The sequence below is a fragment of the Cupriavidus plantarum genome (genome assembly GCF_905397285.1).
In the GTDB taxonomy this organism is placed as follows: Bacteria; Pseudomonadota; Gammaproteobacteria; order Burkholderiales; family Burkholderiaceae; genus Cupriavidus; species Cupriavidus plantarum.
Map to the genome: position 1 here is coordinate 1488779 of NZ_CAJPUX010000001.1, position 19573 is coordinate 1508351.

Genomic DNA, 19573 nt, shown 5'->3' on the forward strand with positions numbered 1-19573 from the left:
GGCGGTCACGAAGGGGGCGGAAGGGTCCGAGCAGACGCGTCATGGGCGGAACCACGGTGAAAGGGCCCACACGGCGCCGACGCCCGCAAGCATGGTGATGCCGAATGCGTGCAGCGCGGGCGTCGAGGAGAGGGCGAGCAGGCCGAATGCCAGCAGGGTGCTGGCCGCACCGAGCACGATCGCGGTCCACGAGACGCCGTCGCCTGGATGCTCGAGCAGGAAGATGCCATAGTCCACGCCGACGCCCAGCAAGAGCGCGAGGGCCAGCACGGGGAAGAGCTGGAGCGGGACATGCAGCCAGCCGAGCAGCGCCACGCTGCACAGTCCCGCGAGCAGCGTCGGCACGAGGGCGCGCCATGACGCGCGGCCATAGCGCCATGCCAGCAGCGCCGCGACGGCCACCGCGCCGGCCAGCAGCAGCCAGCTCATGAGCACGCGGTAGTGGTGCAGCAGACCGGTCAGGTCAGCGATACGGTCCGCGTATTCCACGCCCTCCACGCCCGGAACAGGCGCGGCAGCGGCATTAGCCGCAGCACCCGAAGCACCGGCCGCTTCGGCAGCCGATGCAGTCGCCGCAACCGGACCATCCGAGGGACCATCCGATGCGTTCGACACGCCCATCACCGCCCGCTCCACCGCCTGCGCCGCTGCCGGATCCGCCAGCCCCCGCAGCAACACGACACTCGCATATGGCCCCGCCGCATGTCCCTCTCGACCGAGCCACAGATGACGCAAGGCCGAGGACACCGGGCTAGCCAGCCACGCGGACAGCGTCAGGACATCGGCAGGCGCGGCGGCACCCGAAGGCACGGTCACCCGAGCCGTCCGCAACGCCTTTGCCACCCGCTCGCGCACCTCCTCCTCGAGCGGCTCGGTCAGCGCGGCATCCGCCCGCTGCCGTCCGGCGGAAGGTACCCAATCGGAAAGCGCGATCACACCATCGAGCCGCCCCTGCGCAATCAACGGCTGCAGCCGCGCCTTCACGGCCTCTTCACGCTCGAGCACCTGATCCGGCGTTGCGCCGCGAACCAGCAGGAATTGCGTCGGGCTCGGGCTTCCGAGCAACCGCCCAACCGTGCGCTGTGCCTCGACCAGATGCGAAGGCGAATTCTGCAGTTGCCGCACATCGTCCACGACCCGCACCCGCCACACACCGCCCGCGACAAACAACGCCAGCAACGCACCCAAAACGAACGTACGCCGATCCCACCCCGCCCGCGGCCACCGCGCAAGCCCGCGCGCGAGCCACTCGGACATGCGCGTCGGCCGCAGACGCCCACGGTCGAGCAGCGGAAACCACAGCACCACGGTCAAAAACGCGGCAACCAGACCCACCGCCGAGAACAGCGCCATCTGCCGGAGCCCCGGAAACGGCGCCACGCCCAGCGCGAGATACGCCACGACGCTCGTGGACAGGGCCAACGCCATGCCGGGCAGCAGCAAGCGCATCGTGCTGGCCGGCGTGCGCTGGCCATTGGCCTGCCGCGTCACGAAGTAATGGATGCCATAGTCTTCAGCCACCCCCACGAGGCTGGCACCAAACACCAGCGTGATGAGATGCACGCGATCGAACACGATAGCCGTGACGGAAATGGCGGCAGCCGTGCCGATGGCCAGCGACAAGGCCACCAGCACGATCGGCCGCAACGATCGAAACGCGAGCCACACGAGCAAGAGCACCGCGGCCAGCGACCCAAAGCCGATCACGTTGATCTCGAGACTCGCCCGTGCCGCCGCCGCTTCCGCATGCAGCGGAATGCCCGCCGAGATGACGCGCACCCCGGGATGGTCGCGCCGCGCCCGCGCTTCGGCCGCGGCCAGCAGCTCGCTGTAGTCCGTATCCCCACCGACCGAGAACGCCGGCTTGCCGATGCGATAGGTCAGCAGGATCCACTGCATGCCATCGGCCGAGAACGAAGCGAGCCCATCGCGCTCCCGCACGCGCGTCACGTCCGCGCGCGCCAGCCACCAGTCCTGCCAGAGACCGAGCGGGTCCGCCGACCACCCAGTCAGCGCGGAACCCGAAGAGAGCTGATACAGGCGGGCGAGGGCCTGCCGCGATAGCGCATCCGGATCGGCGTGGGTGAGTTGCGCGCGCTGCGTATCGGTGAGCAGACGGTCTCGCCACGGTCGGTAGAACGCCAGCGCGGCATCGACGTCAAACGTGCCGAGCTTGTCCACCGGCTTCAGCAATGCGGGATGCTCCCCCGTGACGGCGCGAATGCCATCCGCGGCATGGCGCGCCGCCTGCCAGTCTGGCGCGCCGACGAGCACGACGACCTCGCGCGAGACATCCTCGGCCAGTTGCCGCAGCACGCGATCCGCCGTCGCCGTGCGCTCGCTCGATGGCAGCAGGGCCATGATGTCCGTATCGACCCGCCCCTCGCGCCAGAAACTGGCCTGATGCCAGCCGAGCGCCAGCACGAGCAGCAGCCAGAGCACCGCCAGCGCCTTTGCAACAGGAGACAGCGGCGCCGACGCGTGCGCGCCAGCGTCCTTGGCATGACCGCGAGCCGGGTAAGTCTGCTTACTCAAAACGCTGCGCCTCCGCGGCGGTCAATGGCGCCGATGCCGAGGGATCGATCATCCGGATCTGCGTGGTGTCGCCGCCAGCCTCGTCCATGCGGATGCTCCGCACGAAACGGTCGCCGGCGATGTCGATGCGCGTAAACGCGCGGCGAATGCCGCTGTCGGTCGGGGTGAGCGTGAGCGCCCAACCGTCCTTGCCGGTCTTGCGCGCTTCCACGGTGAACCGCGGGAGCAGCGACGAGAAGTCGCCGCGCAGCAGGGCCACCATGGACTCGCCCAGGATCCGCATCGCGGGCTGATCGTCCGCGGCCATGCGTTGCTGCACCTGTCCGTCCGCGCCACGCACGACGAGCTGCGTCGGCGTGACGACCAGGCTCGATGCCACGGGCTCGCGCGTATTCCAGGCGAGCCCATGCTCGCGCGCGAGCACGAAGTCGCCCTTCGAGACGAGCGGGGTCGCGAACCCCGCAAGCTGCCGCCGTTGCTCGAAACGGCCCCGGATGACCGGAGCATCCGATAGCCGCGCGGCGATCTCGCGCAGGGAGTCGGAGCCTTTGTCGGCCGGGCTGGTTGGGGAGGTGTTGCGCTGTGCCGGGTCCGCGGCATCCGCCCGCGCGGCCCAGCCGCCAGCAGAGATCGCCACGCCTATCGACACGTATATTCCCAGCGCGACAAACGCCGCCCGTAAACGGACACCGCGGACACCGCGGCTCATGGCTTCACCCCCAGCCGCTCCCACAACACCGGCGGACACTCATAACACATCTCGCCGGTCTGCATATCGACGGCAACCTGGACCGAATAGCCCTTCGTGAGCCGCTCACCCGTGGCCGCATCGCGCACGAGGTAGTCGATCTTCAGCCGATGCTCCCATTCGACGATTGTCGCGCGCACGGTTACGGTCTGGCCGTAGACGATCGGCCGCACGTAGCGCAGGCGCAGGTCCACGATGGGCCATGCATAACCGGAGTCGCGCATCGCGGGGTAGTCGTAATCGAATTTCTGAAGCAGCGCGGTACGTGCCAGCTCGACGTAGCGCGCATAGTTGCCATGCCACACCACGTTCATCGGATCGAGGTCGTGGAACGCGGGGCTTAGCGTGATGTCGTGACTCAGGACTGGGTTCATGGTTGGAGGGAGTCAGCGCGAGGGGTGCGTACCCGCCGCGCCGTTGTCCGGGCTCGCCCAGAAGTCATAGAAATTGAACCAGTCGTACGGCGATTGCGCCAGCATCCCCTCCAGCCACGCGGCATACGCGCTCGCATGAACCGTCAGGGCTTCGGTACGCCGCGCGCGCGGCAAGGCCACGGTGCGCGCCAGTTCGGTGAATCGCAGCAGATGGCCCTTGCCCTGCCGGATGCAGCCCATCGCGAAGAGCGGGCAATCGAGCAGGGCGGCCAGCACGTACGGACCGATCGGAAACTGTGCGGGCGCGCCGAGAAGCGGCACGCGCACGGTGCGGCCGCCATGCACGGGAATCCGGTCGCCCGCGATCGCGATGAATTCGCCGGCATTCACGCGCTCGTTCAGTTCCTGCGCGGTGGCCGGCGTGATGTCGTCGATCTGCAGCAGTTGCAGCGTGCTGTCGGCATCGAGCTTCGACAGCATGCGATTGAATCGCTCCGCATGCGCGGTATGCACGAGCACGGTCAGCCGCAGGCCGGCGCGCTTCTGCGCGAGCGCGCGGCACAGTTCGAGGCATCCCATGTGCGCGGTGACGATGATGCCGCCGCGTCCGGTCTCGAGCTGTCGCTCGAGCGCCTCCACGCCTTCGCGCGCGACGTCGTCGAAGGGATAGCGCCCGCTGATGGCCAGCAGCTTGTCGAGCAGCGTCTCGGCGAACGCATACACATGCCGCAGCGTTTGCCGCGCGCCGGGCGCGCTGCCTTCGCCGCCCATGGCGCGATGTCGGCGGCGCAGATAGTCCAGCGACGCGCGTCGGGCGACGGGCCGGGCGAGCCAGTAGTACACCACCACCGGATAAAGGGTCACGCGGAACACGGCGCGTCCGAGCAGGCGGTGCACGGCATACAGGCACCAGATACCCCACACGCACGTGGCTTCGCCGATGCGGCTCCAGTGACGCGGGGCGTCCTGAGCGGCGGTGCCTTCGGTCGTGGGCGGGACGAGCGTGCGCATGGTTGTCGGCGTCTGTCGCGCGGTCACGCCAGTTTGCGGGCGAGCTTGCGGGCGACCAGCGTCGGCAGCCGGCCGAGCATGCCGAAGAACAATCGCGTATGCATCCAGGAGATGCGCACGTTGTCGCGCCACATACGGAAGTGAGAGACGCCGTCGATCGGATAGGTCACCGGCGTCGCGATGTTCAGCACAGGGGCGCCTCGCCAGACCAGATGGACGATCACTTCCGTGTCGAACTCCATGCGATGGCCGATGCGCTGCGTCCGCACAAGCGGTACGACCGACGCCAGCGGATAGACGCGCAGCCCGCACATCGAGTCGCGAATGGCGAACGACAGCGTATGAATCCACACCCAGACGTGCGTCACATACCGGCCGATCAACCGTCCGCGCGGCACGGAGGCGTCGTACACGGGCGTGCCGCACACGATGGCGTCGGGGTGCCGTTGCGCGACGTCGAAGAATGCGGGGATGCAGCCCGCATCGTGCTGTCCATCGGCATCGATCTGCAGCGCATGCGTATAGCCGGCCTGCAGCGCGGCGTCGAATCCGGCCATGACGGCCGCGCCCTTGCCCTGATTGCGATCGAGCCGGATCAGCGTGACCCGGTCGGCGTGTGTCGCGGCGAGGTCCCGCAGCACCGCCGCGCAGCGTTCGCTGCTGCCATCGTCGATCAGCAGGCACGGCACGGGATGCCTGAGGATGGCATCGACCATCGCGCCGATCGCGCGCTCGTGATTGAACACGGGGACGAGCACGACCGGTCGGAAATCCGCGGTGCCCGATGGCTTCGCGTGTGTCATCGTGGCATCAGTCATGGCCGCTCCCGAACGCGACGCGGCCGCTTGCGTGCGGTCCCGCGTCGGACGTCAGCCGGAACGCCAGCGCGCGCTTGTCCGCGAGCCATTCGAGGTCCATGCGGACCTGCATGCCGGGGCGGATGATGCCCTGGAACTTCAGCACATCGAGCCGCAGGAATGCATCGCGCGGGGGCACCGGCAGGGCCTGCGGGGCCAGGGTCATGACCCAGTCGACCTGCGCGACGCCGGGCACGATCGGCGCGCCGGGGAAGTGGCCGTCGAACACGGCCAGATGCGGATGGACATCGAGCATCGCCGCGGCTTTGGCGGAGTCGCGCGCGAGCCACGTCACGGAGGGCAGGGTCTGGCGGAAGAGGTCGCGCAGCGCGGCGTCGGTCGTCTTGCCCTGCGTGTTGGCGGGCAGATCGTCGCGCGATGCGTGCCAGCGGCGCGGCACGGCGAGCGGATCGATGCTGCCGGCAAGCGAGGCCTTGAGCCCGGCGATCAGCGCGGCACGTCCGCGTTCGGCGAGAGCGGCATCGCCTTCGTCGGTCAGCGCGAGGGCGGCGGCGATGCGCGTGCCGACGGGCAGTTCCATCAGCAGCACGCGCGCATCGCGGACCCATGGGGACGCCATCAACGCCTGCTCGATGGCCGTCAGCGAGACGCGCTTCTCCTCGATCTTCGCGATACGATCCGCGCGGCCCTGCAGCACGAAGCTGTGGTCCGTGTCAGCGTAGGCGAGATCGGGGCAGACGTACCAGCCGTCGCCGGGCAAATGCGGCGATCGCACGGCGAGAAAGCGGTCCTCGATGCGCCATTCGACCCCGGGCAGCGCGGTCCAGCGGTCGCCATGCGTGGCGCGCTGGCGCGAGGCAATGCCGCCGGTCTCGGAGCTGCCGAACACTTCGATCGGCGACTGGCCAAGCTGCCGCAGCGCGTCGTCGGCGGCGGAGGGGGGCAACGGCCCGCCCGAAGAGAACACTGCGGCGAGCCGCCCGCGCACGGGCGTCCAGTCAAGGCCTTCCGGCAGCCGGCGCAGGTGAGCGGGGCTGGTCACGAGAACCGCGGTGTCCTGCGCCATCACCGCGCAGCGCGTCACCAGCTCCTCGTTGAACGCGAGCCTGCCATCGGCAAGCGCACGGCCTGCGGCGAGGGGCCAGAGGATGCAGAACAGCAGGCCGTAGATATGCTGATGCGAGACGGTGGTCAGCACCTGCGCGTCAACGCCGGCACGCGTACCGGTAAGCGCACCGAACGCCGCCTGCAGCGTCGCCGTTTCCGCATCGAGCTGGGACAGCCGCTTGGCGATCGCGGTCGGGGCGCCGGTCGAGCCGGAGGTGAAGAGTGTGACAGGGGTGTCCGCCGGCAGCGTAGGCCAACCGTTCGGCGCAGCGTCGCCCGCGGTAGCGCCTGACGGCGCCCGGAGGTCGGGAAGGTTGGGAAGGTCGGGAATGTCCGGAACGCCGGGCACCAGTGCGCCGTCTATATCGCCGGCCCAGCCGTCGATGTGCGCGCGCAGCGCCTCGATCGTGTCGGCCCGCAAGTCGCCGGGCAGCACGACATGCTTGCCCGCGTGCCAGGCGCCGAACACCGCCGCGGCGAAGGCGTCGGGGGCCTCGATGTAGATCGCCCAGCGTTGTCCCGGCGCCGCGGCGAACGCCGCGCGCCACGCCGCCGTGCTCGCCAGCAACCCGGCGGCGGCCGCGTCTCCTGCTGCGGCCCGCGCGGCAAGTCCGGCCATCGCGCCGCGCACGCCATGCCACGGAGCAAACCCATCGGCATGCGCATGCGGTCGTACGGACATCGAACCGACCCGTCCCTCAGACATGCCGCCCCCCAGCCATGACCCGCCGCCGCACGAGCCATTCCCCGGCGAACATCGCGCCGATCAGCACGTAGGCGATCGCCCCGTTGTAAAGCGCCCACCCCGCGTCATCGGCGAACAGGGCGGTCAGCAATGCCATCGCGCCATTGCAGCAAAAGAACACGCACCATGCCACCGTGACCTTGCGCGTATAAGCGACGCCCGCCGCAGGCAAATCCGGCTCCCGCAGCCGCGCGATACGCTCGACGACCGTAGGCGGATGCCAAAGGCTCCACCCGAAGATGGCCAGCATCAGCGCATTGATGAAAACAGGATACAGCTTGAGCGGCATCGCATCGCCCGAGGCAAAGACGACAAGCGCCACCGCGCCCGCCGCCAGCGCCATCGCGCGCGCGCCGGCCTGCCTGCCGGTGGCAAGGCGCAAGACGAGCATGGCGATCAGAAAGAGCGCCACAATGCGGGGCGGCCAGTACTGGAGCCCCACGTAGACGACCACCGGGTAGCACAGCGTCATGGCTACCAGGCCGAACTTCCGCCAGGACATCAGGCCGTCGCGGACGTATCGGAGTCGATCAGCAGCGCGAGCGCTTCCACCACGTCCTGAATCGTCCGGACGGATTTGAAGTGCTCGGGCTTCAAAGGTTTGTCGAGCATCGGCTTCAGTTTGACCAGAAGGTCCACCGCGTCGATGCTGTCGATGTCGAGGTCTTCATACAGGCGCGCGTCGGGTCGGATGCGATCCGCATCGATCTCGAAGGAGTCCTGCAGCACCGCGGAAATCCGCGCGAAGATTTCGTCGTGAGTCATGGCCATGCCTGCCAGCTGGATAGTATCGGGGATGCCGGACGGCTCAGGCCGCCTGGCTCTCGGAGGTTTCGTTGCGGTCGGCCTCATGTTTCGCGCCAAGGTGCGCCGCCACGAAGGCCGCAAGGGCCGCCACGCTGGCAAAGCGCGCGCGGACCTCGTCCTTGTCGCCGCTCATCGTCACGCCAAAACGCTTCTGCAGCGCCAGTCCCAGTTCCAGCGCATCGATCGAATCGAGCCCGAGCCCTTCAATGAACAATGGTGCATGCGTATCGATGTCGGCCGGCGCGACTTCCTCCAGCGCCAGCGACGTCACGATCAGTTCCTTGATTTCTTGTTCAAGCGCCTCCACGGCGTACCTCCCTGGAAAAGTATTCTGTCAGTGCGTGCGTCACGGCGCGCACTGCCATTGCATCATCGGCTCCGGCCGGGAAAAACTGAGCGGGATCGAGGTCTTCCTGCACATCGACCACGAATCGCGGACGGCGCACCGGCACGCGATACCATTTATCCCCCTTGCGGAGCAGCGGTGGCGCGCAACGGATTACCACCGGTGTCAATGCAAACCCGCCGCGCACGGCGATGTTCGCCACGCCGCGCTGCAGCCGGATCTGGCCGTCGGCGGGCGTGCGTGTGCCCTCGGGGAAAATCAGCAGATTGTTCCCCGCGCGCAGCGAGTCGATGCAACCCTGGACCATCGACACGCCCGAATCGTTGAGCACGTAGCCGGTCGCCTTGACCGGTCCGCGCGTAAAGGGGTTCTCGGCCAGCGAGGCCTTGACCACGCAATCCGTGCGGCGCGTCAGGGCGATCAGCAGCACCACATCGACGAGCGACGGGTGATTGGCCACGATAAGCAGGCCCTCGCGCTTCAACCGCTCCGCATTGCGGACTTCGCAGCGGATGACGCCGACGGTGCACATGAGCCAGACGAACAGCCGGAACGCGTAGTGCACCACGTCCTTGCAGATGCGCTTGCGCGTGGCGGCGCTCCACGGCAACAGCGCGAGCACGGGGAACACGGCCACGCGCAGCAGGAGCCCGCCCAGGCCGAAGCTGGAGAAACACAGGCCCGTGGCGCAGGTACGCCACGCCCGTTCTAGCGGCATCAGGTGCTCGGACATGGTTGCCCTTGGTATTTCCATTCCCACATCGTGTTCTCCCCGCGATGGATCAACGCGGCGTCACCGGCCAGCATGAAGCGCAGGACATCGAGCCCATGCGGCAGCAATGGCCGGGCCGCTTGCTCCGCCGTTGCCATCGCAGGCTGGTCCCGCACAGGGTCCCCCACGGCCAGCGCGTAGTGCGGTTCTCCCTCGCGCGGCACGGCCAGGCGCCAGCACCAGCTGTACATGGCCTCGGGTTCGTCCACGAAGGGCGCATATGGCTCGGCCAGCGGCGCCTCGTAATAGGCCAGCAGCACTTCGGCGGCACCCTCCGCCAGCAGGCTGCAGCTCTCGAACACCGCCGTCTCCACCGTGTCGCGTCCCGCGGACAGCGCCAGCAGGTTGGTGCGGTCCGTGAGGTCGATCGACCGGATCGCGCCGATCGCGTTATGGACGGAGAGCCCGAAGGCGGTCGGCGACAGCGGGGCGCCCGCCGCGAGTTCGTTCAGCATCGGCACCAGCCGGGCGGTATCGCCATGCCGCGAGCAGAAGACCGCCGGCACCGGACCCGCGTCCGCGTCCGCGTCCGCGCCGGGTTGTGCGGCGATCGCTCGCGCGCACGCGTATACGGGCGCGAGCGCCACGCGGCCGAGCGGCGGCACGCGCCGTCGCAACATCGCGGCGACCTCAGCCAATGCCGGCACCGGCGGCGCGGCCGGCGGCAACACCGGCGCCTTGCTCCACGCGCGCCATGCCTCGGGGGTGTCCAGTCCGCCGGCCCATGCCGACCAGCCGCGCACGGCAAACCTCGGCGTCATCGTGGGCGGCACCATGGGAACGAACGGTCTCCGCGGCGAATCATGATGCGAATAAACGGCAAATAGCGGTGGAACAAGGGGTTATGGCTCTAGCGTGGCGCGCCATTTTACTCAATCGACACCGTGCCAAACCCGAAAATGTTGTTACTGTGGCAAAAATGCTTGTCTAAATATGACGAAAACCGCCGAAGTCCGATGCATGGGCCTCCACAACGATGCGACATTTCCGAAGATAAGCGACGTTGGGAGAGCATTCTCGCCGGTTGAAGTGGTCTGCGCGTAACGCGGCGGGCGGTTACAACTCGCGTGGGGTTGCAACAACTAGGGTTTTTGCGACTTCAAGCCTTTGGTTTTCGGGGTCACAAATTCTTCCAATTGTTAATAATGCCGCGACCGCGGACGGGACTCAGCGATGGAGCCGCCGCCAGGCTGCGGGCGCGGTGCCCACGACGCGCCCGAACGTTCTGGCGAAGTGACTCTGGTCCGCGAACCCGCACGCCTGCGCGACCTCTCCGAGCGGCATGGCGCCGTGCGACAGGTAGTGCTTCGCCAGCTCCACGCGTTGCAGCACCATCCATCGATGGGGCGGCATGCCGATGGAGGCGCGGAACGCCTTGGCAAAGTGCCCGCGCGACAGCCCGCAGGCGGCGGCGAGCGCCTCCAGCGAGATCTCGCCGTCGAGGTTCGCCATGATGAGTTCCTTGGCACGACGTTCCTGCCACGGCGACAGCCCCGGCTGAACCCGCCGCGCGGGCACCTGCACGCCGCCGTATGCCTGGACCAGATGCGCACGCAGCGCGAGCGCCATATGATCGATAAACAGTGTGGAGGCCTGCTCGGGATGCGCCAGCGCGGGCAGCAGGGCGCGGCTGAGATGATGCACGACGGGATCGGACGTGGCCATGTGCGGCGGGCAGTGCAGGCGCTGCGCGGGCCGGACGCCGAGATCGGCCGCGGTTTCGTCAAGCGCGGACTGCGGGATGTAGAACTGCATGCAGTCATACTCGCCGATCAGATCGGCCACCCAGTTCCGCTCGAGGTCGTAGACGGCCAGCCAGCCCGCATCGAAGGGCACATGTGGCGCCGGCCGGCCCGCGAGCCAGAGATTCTGCTCGCCGAAGGGGCGCAACTGCAGCACGACGAGGTACGCGGGTTCTCGCTCGTACGGATCGGTCATGCCGGTGTTGCGCCGGTCGCTGCGGACGCGCGAGATGCCGATCGGCGCGTAGGGCAGCGCCCGGCTGATGATGGTCTGCCTGACCTCCGCGGGCATATGCGCGGAGTATTGCAGGTTCGATTGCAAGTCCGATGGCAAGTTCGATGCGTTCTCTTCCATCTGCCCCTCTGCCGCCATGCCGGTACACGTAATTTGCCAACGCGCAGTATCGCCGATAAACCTTGCCGCATGCTGACGCGGCACCACGGTTGGAATGGACATTGCTTCCCGTAAGAACGTCGGCACGGATGCCGCCTGAGAGGGAGACGCTTTGGACTGGCTCGACACCATGCAATGGCCGGCCATGGCCGTGACGGTGCTGGCGACATGGCTCGTCGGATCGCGCGGCGCGGGACGGCGCAAGACAGGGTTCTGGGTATTTTTGGTCAGTAATCTCATGTGGGTCGTGTGGGGATTGCACACGTCGGCATTCGCGCTCGTGGTGCTCCAGTTCGCCCTGGCGGCCCTCAATATCCGGGGCATGCTGGAGGCCCGCAAAGCCAGGGCGCAGCCATCGGCGAGCCCACAGTCATGACGACGCGAAAGATCGCTTCCGCCGACATGGTCCGCGTGCGCGGCGCGCGAGAGCACAACCTCAAGAACGTGGATGTCGATATCCCTCGCGACGCGCTGGTCGTGTTCACGGGCGTCTCCGGCTCGGGCAAGTCGTCGCTGGCCTTCGGCACCTTGTACGCGGAAGCGCAGCGGCGCTACTTCGAATCGGTGGCGCCCTATGCGCGGCGGCTGATCGATCAGGTCGGGGTGCCCGACGTGGACGCGATCGAGGGCCTCCCGCCGGCAGTCGCACTGCAACAGCAGCGCGGCACGCCGAACGCGCGCTCGACGGTGGGCAGCATCACCACGCTTTCCAGCCTCATCCGCATGCTTTACTCGCGTGCCGGCAGATATCCGCCGAAGCAGCCGATGCTGTACGCGGAGGACTTCTCGCCGAACACGCCCCAGGGAGCCTGTCCGCAGTGCCACGGCCTGGGCCGCGTGTACGACGTCACGGAACGGTCGATGGTGCCCGACGACTCGCTGTCGATCCGGGAGCGCGCGGTGGCCGCGTGGCCGCCAGCCTGGCATGGCCAGAATCTGCGGGACATCCTCGTCACGCTCGGGTACGACATCGACAAGCCCTGGCGCGATCTGCCGAAGAAGGACCGCGACTGGATCCTCTTTACCGACGAGCAGCCCACCGTGCCCGTCTATGCGGGCTTCACCGCGAAGGAAGTGCGCGCCGCGCTGAAGCAGAAGATGGAGCCGAGCTACCAGGGCACGTTCACGGGCGCGCGGCGCTACGTGCTGCAGACCTTCGCCAACACGCAGAGCGCGCTGATGAAAAAGCGGGTCGCGCAGTTCATGGTCGGCAGCGACTGTCCGCTGTGCCACGGCAAGCGGCTCAAGAAGGCCGCGCTGACCGTTACGTTCGCCGGGCTCGATATCGCGGAGTTCGCGCATTTGCCGCTGGCCCGCGTCGCCGAGATCATGGATGGCGTCGTCACCGGCAAGAGCGCCGTGACGGGTACCGACGAACGGCGTCTTGCCGCGGAGCGCATCGCGGGAGAATTGCTCGAGCGATTGTCGCCGCTCACCGATCTCGGTCTCGGCTATCTCTCGCTCGACCGCAGCACGCCGACGCTGTCGTCCGGCGAGCTGCAACGCCTGCGGCTGGCGACGCAGTTGTCGTCGCAGCTGTTCGGCGTGGTGTACGTGCTCGACGAGCCGTCGGCGGGCCTGCATCCGGCCGATGGCGAGGCATTGCTGCGCGCGCTGCAGCGGCTCAAGGCCAGCGGCAATTCTCTGTTCGTGGTCGAGCACGACATGCAGACCGTGCGCAGCGCGGACTGGATCGTCGATGTGGGGCCGGCGGCCGGCGAGGGTGGCGGTTGCGTGCTCTACAGCGGCACGCCCGACGGCCTCGCGAATGTCGCCGATTCGCGCACGGCACGCTATCTGTTCGATGCCCAACGGCCAGTCGCGCGCGAGCCGCGGACCGCACGGAATTGGCTCAGGCTGGCGGGCGTCTCCCGCAACAACCTGCGCGGCGTCGACGCGGACATCCCGCTGGGCTGCTTTACCGCGGTGACGGGCCTGTCGGGATCGGGCAAGTCGAGCCTGATCAGCCAGGCGCTGCCCGAGCTCGTGGCGCGACATCTCGGCAAGGCGGTGGACCTGGCCGATCTGTCAGATGAAAGCGAGCAGGGCGGGGAGGGCGGGATGCTGCCAGCCTCGGAGGTGCCGACGCATGGGCGTATTGCCGGTGGCATGGAGACGATCCGCCGCCTCGTGCGCGTCGATCAGAAGCCGATCGGCCGCACGCCGCGCTCCAACCTCGCCACCTATACGGGCTTGTTCGACGTCGTGCGCAAGCTGTTTGCCGAGACGCCGGCCGCGCGCAAGCGGCGTTATACGCCGGGGCGGTTCTCGTTCAACGTCGCGCAGGGGCGCTGCCCGACCTGCGAGGGCGAAGGTTTCGTCAGCGTGGAACTGCTGTTCCTGCCGAGCGTCTACGCGCCGTGCTCGACGTGCCACGGCACGCGGTACAAGCCGCAGACGCTCGAGATCGAATGGCAGGGCCGCAATATCGCGCAGGTCCTGGACCTGACCGTCGATGCCGCCTGCGAGGTATTCGCGGAACAGCCGCAGGCCATGAAGCCGCTGACCGTGCTGCGCGACATCGGCCTGGGCTATCTGCGTCTCGGGCAACCGGCCACAGAGCTGTCCGGCGGCGAGGCACAACGCATCAAGCTCGCGACCGAACTCCAGCGCGCGCATCGTGGCGACACGCTCTACGTGCTCGACGAACCCACCAATGGCCTGCATCCGTCCGATGTGGACCGGCTGCTCGTGCAGTTGCAGGGGCTCGTGGACAATGGCAACACGGTCGTCGTCGTCGAGCACGACATGCGCGTGGCGGCGCAGGCCGACTGGATTCTGGACATCGGACCGGGTGCTGGCGAGTCGGGCGGAAAGATCGTGGTGTGCGGGCCGCCGGCGAAGGTCGCCCGGGCGCGGACAGGCCAGACCGCGCGATATCTCGGGGAGCAGATGGGCCGATAGCCCGTCATGCCTCGCGCGGGACCTCGATGCCTGACGCCACGCCCGGCGTGCGCGATGGCCATCGCACGGTCGCGAGCAGCGACGAAAGCACCATCAGCGCGCCGCCACACCACGCCCAGACCGACAATTGCTCGCCCAGCCACAGATAGGCGAACAGCGCGCCGAACGCGGGCTCGCCCCCCATCAGGAGCGCGACCCGTGTGGGACTGCTCCGCTTGACCGCGTAGTTCTGCGCGAAGAACGCGAACAGCGTGCAGGCGACGATCAGATAGCCAATGCAGAGCCAGAACGCGCCGTTTTCCGTCAGCGAGGGCAGGGCCGGCAATGGCTCGCGCACGATCGCGAGCGCGACAACGAGACTGCCCGCCGTGACGACGCCCGCCTGAATGGCCGTTACGGTGAGAGGGGCCAGTCTTGCATCGCGCATGACGCGCTTGGTTACGCAAACCACGATCGCGCGCAGCAGCGCCGCGAGGAGGATCAGCGCATCGCCGCTCGTGGGATGGATCACGCCACCGGTCACCATCGCGGCACCCACAAGGGACAACGACACGGCGACCCAGTCCATCGCGGACGGCCGCCGCCGCAGCATGGCCCATTCGACGAGCGGCGTCAGCACGACGCACAGGCTGATCAGGAACGCAGCGTTCGAGGCATGGGTATAGGCTACGCCGTACGTCTCCGCGAGGAAGATCGCCAGCAGCAATACGCCGCACAGCACGGCGCCGGCCATCGACGCGCGATTGGCGCCGCGTAACGAACGCAAGGCGGGCGACAGGACGACGAACGTGATGCCGAACCGCAGCGCGAGCAATCCGAGCACGGGATAGAAATCGAGGGCGAACTTGACCACGCCATAGCTCGTGCCCCACACAATGGCGACGGCGAGCAGCATGAGGTCGGCGACCCAGAGCAGGCGATTGGGAGGGGAGAGCGACATGGCGGCCTTCCGATGATTGTCGAAGTCGACGGTGGATGTCCTTGGACGGGGCCGATTGTGCGTCGTTGCACCGAAAACTATAATGCCGTCCATGCGCACATCATCTATGCGTCCCAAGCACAAATAAGCGCCCCCTCATGCTCCCCACGGAAGTCCACGCGCTGCTGCCCGACATGGCCACGTTCGCCCGCGTGGTCGAGGCCGGCAATTTTTCGGAGGCCGCGCGCCAGCTCGGGACCACGCCGTCGACGATCAGCCGGCAGATCAAGCGACTGGAAGAGGCGCTCGGCACGCGACTCCTCGAGCGATCCACGCGCAGCCTGCGGCTGACGGATTCAGGCGCGCTGGTCCATCGCTATTGCCGCGACATGCTCGATGCCGCGTCGGGCGCGGCCGATATCGCGGGCAATCTGGTGACCGCGCCGCAGGGAAGGGTGCGCCTCAGCGCGCCGATCTCCTATGCAAGGTCCGTCATTCATCCGCTGCTGCCGGCATTCCTGCGCCAATGGCCGCAGATCGACGTGCAGCTGATGTTCGTGGACCGCGAGCTGGATCCGCTGCGCGACGATGTGGACCTCGTGATCCGGCTCACGCGCACGCCTCCCCTGGGCCTCGCCGCGCGGCAGCTGGGCGTCGCGCGGTGGCTGCTCTGCGCATCGCCGGCCTACCTCGCGGCCCACGGCACCCCGTCGATGCCGCAGGATCTTGCGCGGCACGAATGCCTGTTCCTCGGGGAGACCGTTGACGACAACCGATGGGTATTCCGGCGTAATCAGGAGACACGACAGGAGACACGATCTGCTGAGACGCAATCGGTGGAGGTGCGGGGACGATATATCGCCAACGACGTGAGCGCGCGGCTCGACGCCGCGCTCCACGGCATCGGCATCGCGATCCTCCCGGATTTCGCGCTGGCTGACGCCTTGCGGGACGGCGAACTCGTGCAGGTGCTCGGCGACTGGGAATTCGAGGCGCGCGCCTATATGGGGCCGGTGTGGCTGCTGTATCCGCCGAACCGCTTCCTGCCTTCGAAAGTGCGCGTGTTGATCGACTACCTCGCGAGCCATCTGGCACGTTGAGGTATACTCCGTCTCCTCAAGAGCTGCTTCGGCAGCTCTTTTTCATTCTCGCGGCGCTGACGTTTTTCCAGCGCGTGCCGCTCAAGACGACCCCGCAGGGTCGCGTCGGGCCGATGCCCGATCAGGACAATCCGCATGACTTTCAAGAAGGACGATCGCACACGTTGCCTGTGCATGGCAGCGCTTTTTTCCGCAGTTTCCACGTTGGCATCGATGCCTGCCCTGGCACAGGGATCCGTCACGCTCTATGGCGTGATCGACGAGGGCATCAACTACACCAACAACGTTGGCGGCCACAGCCAGGTCGCGATGGCCAGCGGGTTCCCGCATGGCAGCCGCTGGGGCCTCAAGGGCAGCGAGGATCTCGGCGGCGGCACGCAGGCGCTGTTCCTGCTCGAGAACGGCTTCGATGTCGACAACGGCCGCGCGTATCAGGGCGGCGCGCTGTTTGGGCGGCAGGCCTATATGGGCCTGAACGACGAGCGCTGGGGCGCCGTCACGCTCGGGCGCCAGTACGACTCCGTGGTGGACTACCTCGCGCAGACCACCGCGGGCGGCTCGTGGGGCGGCTACATGTTCGCGCACCCATACGACAACGACAACCTCATCAATACGTTTCGCATCAACAACGCCGTCAAGTACACGAGCCCGGCGATAGGGGGCCTGAAGTTCGGCGGCCTGTACGGCTTCAGCGAGGACACGAAGTTCTCGAACAATCGCGTGTTCAGCGGCGGCGCGCAGTATGCGAAGGGCGGTTTGACGCTCGCCGCCGCTTACCTCCAGGCCGACCGCCCCTCGGCCACGTCCTTTGGCGCGCTCAACAATGGCGCCGATCAGAACCTGCCCGGCAGCAAGCTCAGGATCTGGGGGGCGGGGGGCACGTACGAGATGGGCAGGTTTCAGCTGGGCGTGTCGTACGCGCAAACGGACGTGTCCGATCCACGCAGCTCCGCTTACGTGGGCGACATCGTCGCGGCGTCCGGCACGCTTACCGCGCTGCGGTTCCAGAACGTCGAGGCGAACATCAAGTACCAGCCGAGCCGCTCGTACTGGTTCGGCGCGATGTACGCCTACACGCGCGCAACCTTCGATGCGACCTCGGGGCGCAGACATCCCGTGTACCACTCGGTGGGGCTGATGGCGGACTACCTGCTCTCCAAGCGGACGGACGTCTACCTGCAGACCGTTTACCAGCACGTGGCGGGCGACAAGACCGACAGCGTGCTCGACGCCGCGTATGTGGCGGGCGCGGCGAATGTGGCGTCCGGGCCGGACCAGGTCATGGTGCGCGTTGGGGTGCGGCACTTCTTTTGACGCTTGACCTTTTGACGCTTGACCTCTGGGCCGGCGTTGCGTATAACCATCCATATGGATGGCGGGTGGATGGTATCCGGATGCCGACGACGTCCCGGAACGAGATAGCAATGGCAAACGCAGCCCCCGTCGTCGCCTTGAAACCCAAGGGCGGCGACACCGAGAAAATCACGATCAACCTTGGCCCCGTGGACCTCGGGCAAATCGACTTGCTGGTGGAGGAGGGCTTTTACTCCAACCGGACGGACCTGATCCGCACGGCCATCCGCAATCAGCTGTCCGTCCACGCGAAGGCGATCGAGGAAACGGCGACGCGCCGCCAGCTGGTTCTCGGTCTTCAGCAATTCACGAAGCAGGACCTCGAGGCGGCGCTGCGCGCCAACGAACGGCTGGCGATCCGCGTGCTCGGTCTCGCGAGCATCGCGCCCGATGTCACACCCGAACTGGCCGAGGCGACGATCGAATCGGTCGTCGTCCTTGGAGCCTTTCACGCGCCAGCTGCCGTCAAGGCGGCATTGGCTGGACGCATCCGATAGCACACCGGCTCATGACGAGCACTACGGGCATTCAGCCGGGCTGGTTCGCCAGCATTGCAAGGAAACCCCATGAAAATGAACGACGCCTTTCTGGCTTCGATGCATGACGCCATGCGCGCGCTCCGCAGCGCGGGGCCGGCAGAGGCCACCGCGATCATCCAGCGCGCGCTGATGCCTTCGTCGCAGCCCAGCGGCATGCGAGCGGAACGCGATGACCTGGAACGCGATGACTTGGAACGCGATGAACTGAGCGCGCCGATGCCCGCGCAGGTCGTGCAGCACCTGTTGACCGACGACACTGTGAAGCGCCGCAAGCCGGCAGGGGCGGTGGCTGAGCCGACCGTGGAGCCCGCGTTGGCGCCAATACTGGAACCCACCGTGGAGCCCGCCACGGCCGGCGAGCCGCTCACCGCATCCGGCCGTTTCACGAGCCACCGCTTTGCCAATCAGGCCGGCCAACGCGAATACAAGCTCTACATGCCCGCGAAGCCCGCAAGCGCGCCCATGCCGTTGGTCGTCATGCTCCACGGCTGCACGCAAGACGCGGACGACTTCGCCGCCGGCACGCGCATGAACGCGCTGGCCGACGAACTCGGTTTCGCGGTGGTCTATCCCATTCAGGGCGCCAACGCGAACCCATCGAAATGCTGGAACTGGTTCCGCCCGGGCGACCAGCAAGCCGACCGCGGCGAACCGGCGATCCTTGCCGGTATCACGCGAGAGGTCCTGGCCACCCAGCCGATCGACCCCAGGCGGATCTACATCGCGGGCCTTTCCGCCGGCGGCGCCATGGCCGCCATCATGATCGACCGCTATCCGGACCTGTACGCCGCCGCCGGCGTCCACTCGGGCCTGCCGGCCGGTGCCGCGCACGATCTGCCATCGGCACTGGGCGCCATGAAGGGCGGCACGGGCCTCGGCATCTCCAAGCGCGGCACCACCGCGCCCGTACGCCCGCAACGCCCGATGATCGTCTTTCACGGAGACGCGGACCCCACCGTGCATCCGTCCAACGGCGGGCGCCTGATCGAGCCGTACGAGCAAGGCCCGGAGCAACGCCAAACCACGCGCGACACAGGGCGCAACACAGCGCGCAACACAGCGCGCAACACCACGCGCCCGGGCCGCGCGTACACGCGCCACCAGATCACGCCACCGGGCGGCATCCCCGCGGAGTACTGGATCCTTCATGGCGGGGGCCATGCCTGGTCCGGCGGCAGCCGCGCCGGGTCGTACACGGACCCCAAAGGACCAGACGCCAGCCGCGAGATGGTGAGGTTTTTCCTGGCGCATCCGAAGAGCCAAGCCGTCTAAGTGCTTCATAATACATGTTTAATGTACAACACGTATTATGTTAAATAACGTTGGTGCCGCACGGCCTTCGGCCTGCCATCGATGGCT

General features: G+C 67.4%; 19 protein-coding genes. 6 read left to right on the forward strand and 13 right to left on the reverse strand.

What is annotated here, in order from left to right; genetic code table 11:
• Positions 1-39: 39 nt before the first annotated feature.
• From KHP16_RS06880 to KHP16_RS06935, 12 genes are all read right to left on the reverse strand, one after another.
• Positions 40-2535, reverse strand: coding sequence for an MMPL family transporter (locus KHP16_RS06880; RefSeq protein ID WP_244835664.1), 2496 nt, complete (start codon positions 2533-2535; stop codon positions 40-42).
• Positions 2528-3244 carry an outer membrane lipoprotein carrier protein LolA gene (locus KHP16_RS06885; RefSeq protein ID WP_211959804.1) on the reverse strand — a complete coding sequence of 239 codons (717 nt, stop codon included), beginning with the start codon at positions 3242-3244 and terminating at the stop codon, positions 2528-2530. Before KHP16_RS06885 ends, KHP16_RS06880 begins: the two co-directional genes overlap by 8 nt.
• The gene (locus tag KHP16_RS06890) at positions 3241-3657 is read right to left on the reverse strand and encodes an acyl-CoA thioesterase (RefSeq protein WP_109581153.1); all 417 of its coding nucleotides are present in this window, start codon (positions 3655-3657) and stop codon (positions 3241-3243) included. The genes KHP16_RS06885 and KHP16_RS06890 overlap by 4 nt, the downstream gene beginning before the upstream one ends.
• A gap of 12 nt (positions 3658-3669) precedes the next feature.
• A complete protein-coding gene (locus KHP16_RS06895) occupies positions 3670-4668 on the reverse strand; it encodes an LpxL/LpxP family acyltransferase (protein ID WP_211959805.1) in 999 nt (332 codons plus the stop codon).
• Between the two features lie 23 nt (positions 4669-4691).
• Positions 4692-5486: a glycosyltransferase family 2 protein gene (locus KHP16_RS06900; protein ID WP_244835665.1), complete on the reverse strand. Its 795-nt coding sequence runs from the start codon at positions 5484-5486 to the stop codon at positions 4692-4694.
• The gene (locus tag KHP16_RS06905; RefSeq protein WP_244835666.1) at positions 5479-7275 is read right to left on the reverse strand and encodes an AMP-binding protein; all 1797 of its coding nucleotides are present in this window, start codon (positions 7273-7275) and stop codon (positions 5479-5481) included. Before KHP16_RS06905 ends, KHP16_RS06900 begins: the two co-directional genes overlap by 8 nt.
• Positions 7276-7291: 16 nt before the next feature.
• On the reverse strand, positions 7292-7840 hold the full coding sequence (locus KHP16_RS06910) for a COG4648 family protein (protein ID WP_109581151.1): 549 nt from the start codon (positions 7838-7840) through the stop codon (positions 7292-7294).
• Positions 7840-8103, reverse strand: coding sequence for an acyl carrier protein (locus KHP16_RS06915; protein ID WP_109582665.1), 264 nt, complete (start codon positions 8101-8103; stop codon positions 7840-7842). Before KHP16_RS06915 ends, KHP16_RS06910 begins: the two co-directional genes overlap by 1 nt.
• 43 nt (positions 8104-8146) lie before the next feature.
• On the reverse strand, positions 8147-8452 hold the full coding sequence (locus KHP16_RS06920) for a phosphopantetheine-binding protein (protein ID WP_211959806.1): 306 nt from the start codon (positions 8450-8452) through the stop codon (positions 8147-8149).
• Positions 8439-9224: a lysophospholipid acyltransferase family protein gene (locus KHP16_RS06925; protein ID WP_109581149.1), complete on the reverse strand. Its 786-nt coding sequence runs from the start codon at positions 9222-9224 to the stop codon at positions 8439-8441. Before KHP16_RS06925 ends, KHP16_RS06920 begins: the two co-directional genes overlap by 14 nt.
• The gene (locus KHP16_RS06930) at positions 9209-10039 is read right to left on the reverse strand and encodes a beta-ketoacyl synthase chain length factor (protein ID WP_244835667.1); all 831 of its coding nucleotides are present in this window, start codon (positions 10037-10039) and stop codon (positions 9209-9211) included. Before KHP16_RS06930 ends, KHP16_RS06925 begins: the two co-directional genes overlap by 16 nt.
• Positions 10040-10430: 391 nt before the next feature.
• Positions 10431-11462 (reverse strand): helix-turn-helix domain-containing protein, encoded by a 1032-nt coding sequence (locus KHP16_RS06935; RefSeq protein ID WP_244835668.1) that lies wholly within the window; start codon positions 11460-11462, stop codon positions 10431-10433.
• 49 nt (positions 11463-11511) lie between these two features.
• Between KHP16_RS06935 and KHP16_RS06940 the strand changes: the two genes are divergently transcribed.
• Positions 11512-11775, forward strand: a complete 264-nt coding sequence (locus KHP16_RS06940) for a hypothetical protein (RefSeq protein ID WP_109581148.1) — start codon at positions 11512-11514, stop codon at positions 11773-11775.
• The gene (locus tag KHP16_RS06945) at positions 11772-14303 is read left to right on the forward strand and encodes an excinuclease ABC subunit UvrA (RefSeq protein ID WP_211959807.1); all 2532 of its coding nucleotides are present in this window, start codon (positions 11772-11774) and stop codon (positions 14301-14303) included. Before KHP16_RS06940 ends, KHP16_RS06945 begins: the two co-directional genes overlap by 4 nt.
• Before the next feature lie 4 nt (positions 14304-14307).
• On the opposite strand, the gene KHP16_RS06950 is transcribed toward KHP16_RS06945, so the two are convergent.
• Positions 14308-15243 (reverse strand): DMT family transporter, encoded by a 936-nt coding sequence (locus KHP16_RS06950; RefSeq protein ID WP_211959808.1) that lies wholly within the window; start codon positions 15241-15243, stop codon positions 14308-14310.
• A 137-nt stretch (positions 15244-15380) separates the two neighbouring features.
• Between KHP16_RS06950 and KHP16_RS06955 the strand changes: the two genes are divergently transcribed.
• The 4 genes from KHP16_RS06955 (at position 15381) to KHP16_RS06970 (ending at position 19486) form a co-directional block, all read left to right on the forward strand.
• Positions 15381-16322: a LysR family transcriptional regulator gene (locus KHP16_RS06955; RefSeq protein WP_211959809.1), complete on the forward strand. Its 942-nt coding sequence runs from the start codon at positions 15381-15383 to the stop codon at positions 16320-16322.
• Between the two features lie 135 nt (positions 16323-16457).
• Positions 16458-17636, forward strand: coding sequence for a porin (locus KHP16_RS06960; RefSeq protein WP_211959810.1), 1179 nt, complete (start codon positions 16458-16460; stop codon positions 17634-17636).
• A 110-nt stretch (positions 17637-17746) separates the two neighbouring features.
• A complete protein-coding gene (locus KHP16_RS06965) occupies positions 17747-18172 on the forward strand; it encodes a CopG family transcriptional regulator (RefSeq protein WP_109581143.1) in 426 nt (141 codons plus the stop codon).
• 69 nt (positions 18173-18241) lie between these two features.
• The gene (locus KHP16_RS06970; RefSeq protein ID WP_211959811.1) at positions 18242-19486 is read left to right on the forward strand and encodes an extracellular catalytic domain type 1 short-chain-length polyhydroxyalkanoate depolymerase; all 1245 of its coding nucleotides are present in this window, start codon (positions 18242-18244) and stop codon (positions 19484-19486) included.
• Positions 19487-19573 lie beyond the last annotated feature (87 nt).

Excerpts from the sequence above, each read along its gene's own strand:
- KHP16_RS06905 (WP_244835666.1), bottom strand. The coding sequence starts at position 7,275 with ATGTCCGTACGACCGCATGCGCATGCCGATGGGTTTGCTCCGTGGCAT.
- KHP16_RS06935 (WP_244835668.1), bottom strand. The coding sequence starts at position 11,462 with ATGTCCATTCCAACCGTGGTGCCGCGTCAGCATGCGGCAAGGTTTATC.
- KHP16_RS06900 (WP_244835665.1), bottom strand. The coding sequence starts at position 5,486 with ATGACTGATGCCACGATGACACACGCGAAGCCATCGGGCACCGCGGAT.
- KHP16_RS06925 (WP_109581149.1), bottom strand. The coding sequence starts at position 9,224 with ATGTCCGAGCACCTGATGCCGCTAGAACGGGCGTGGCGTACCTGCGCC.
- KHP16_RS06965 (WP_109581143.1), top strand. The coding sequence starts at position 17,747 with ATGGCAAACGCAGCCCCCGTCGTCGCCTTGAAACCCAAGGGCGGCGAC.
- KHP16_RS06930 (WP_244835667.1), bottom strand. The coding sequence starts at position 10,039 with ATGGTGCCGCCCACGATGACGCCGAGGTTTGCCGTGCGCGGCTGGTCG.
- KHP16_RS06950 (WP_211959808.1), bottom strand. The coding sequence starts at position 15,243 with ATGTCGCTCTCCCCTCCCAATCGCCTGCTCTGGGTCGCCGACCTCATG.
- KHP16_RS06960 (WP_211959810.1), top strand. The coding sequence starts at position 16,458 with ATGACTTTCAAGAAGGACGATCGCACACGTTGCCTGTGCATGGCAGCG.
- KHP16_RS06970 (WP_211959811.1), top strand. The coding sequence starts at position 18,242 with ATGAAAATGAACGACGCCTTTCTGGCTTCGATGCATGACGCCATGCGC.
- KHP16_RS06910 (WP_109581151.1), bottom strand. The coding sequence starts at position 7,840 with ATGTCCTGGCGGAAGTTCGGCCTGGTAGCCATGACGCTGTGCTACCCG.
- KHP16_RS06895 (WP_211959805.1), bottom strand. The coding sequence starts at position 4,668 with ATGCGCACGCTCGTCCCGCCCACGACCGAAGGCACCGCCGCTCAGGAC.
- KHP16_RS06915 (WP_109582665.1), bottom strand. The coding sequence starts at position 8,103 with ATGACTCACGACGAAATCTTCGCGCGGATTTCCGCGGTGCTGCAGGAC.
- KHP16_RS06955 (WP_211959809.1), top strand. The coding sequence starts at position 15,381 with ATGCTCCCCACGGAAGTCCACGCGCTGCTGCCCGACATGGCCACGTTC.
- KHP16_RS06890 (WP_109581153.1), bottom strand. The coding sequence starts at position 3,657 with ATGAACCCAGTCCTGAGTCACGACATCACGCTAAGCCCCGCGTTCCAC.
- KHP16_RS06885 (WP_211959804.1), bottom strand. The coding sequence starts at position 3,244 with ATGAGCCGCGGTGTCCGCGGTGTCCGTTTACGGGCGGCGTTTGTCGCG.
- KHP16_RS06945 (WP_211959807.1), top strand. The coding sequence starts at position 11,772 with ATGACGACGCGAAAGATCGCTTCCGCCGACATGGTCCGCGTGCGCGGC.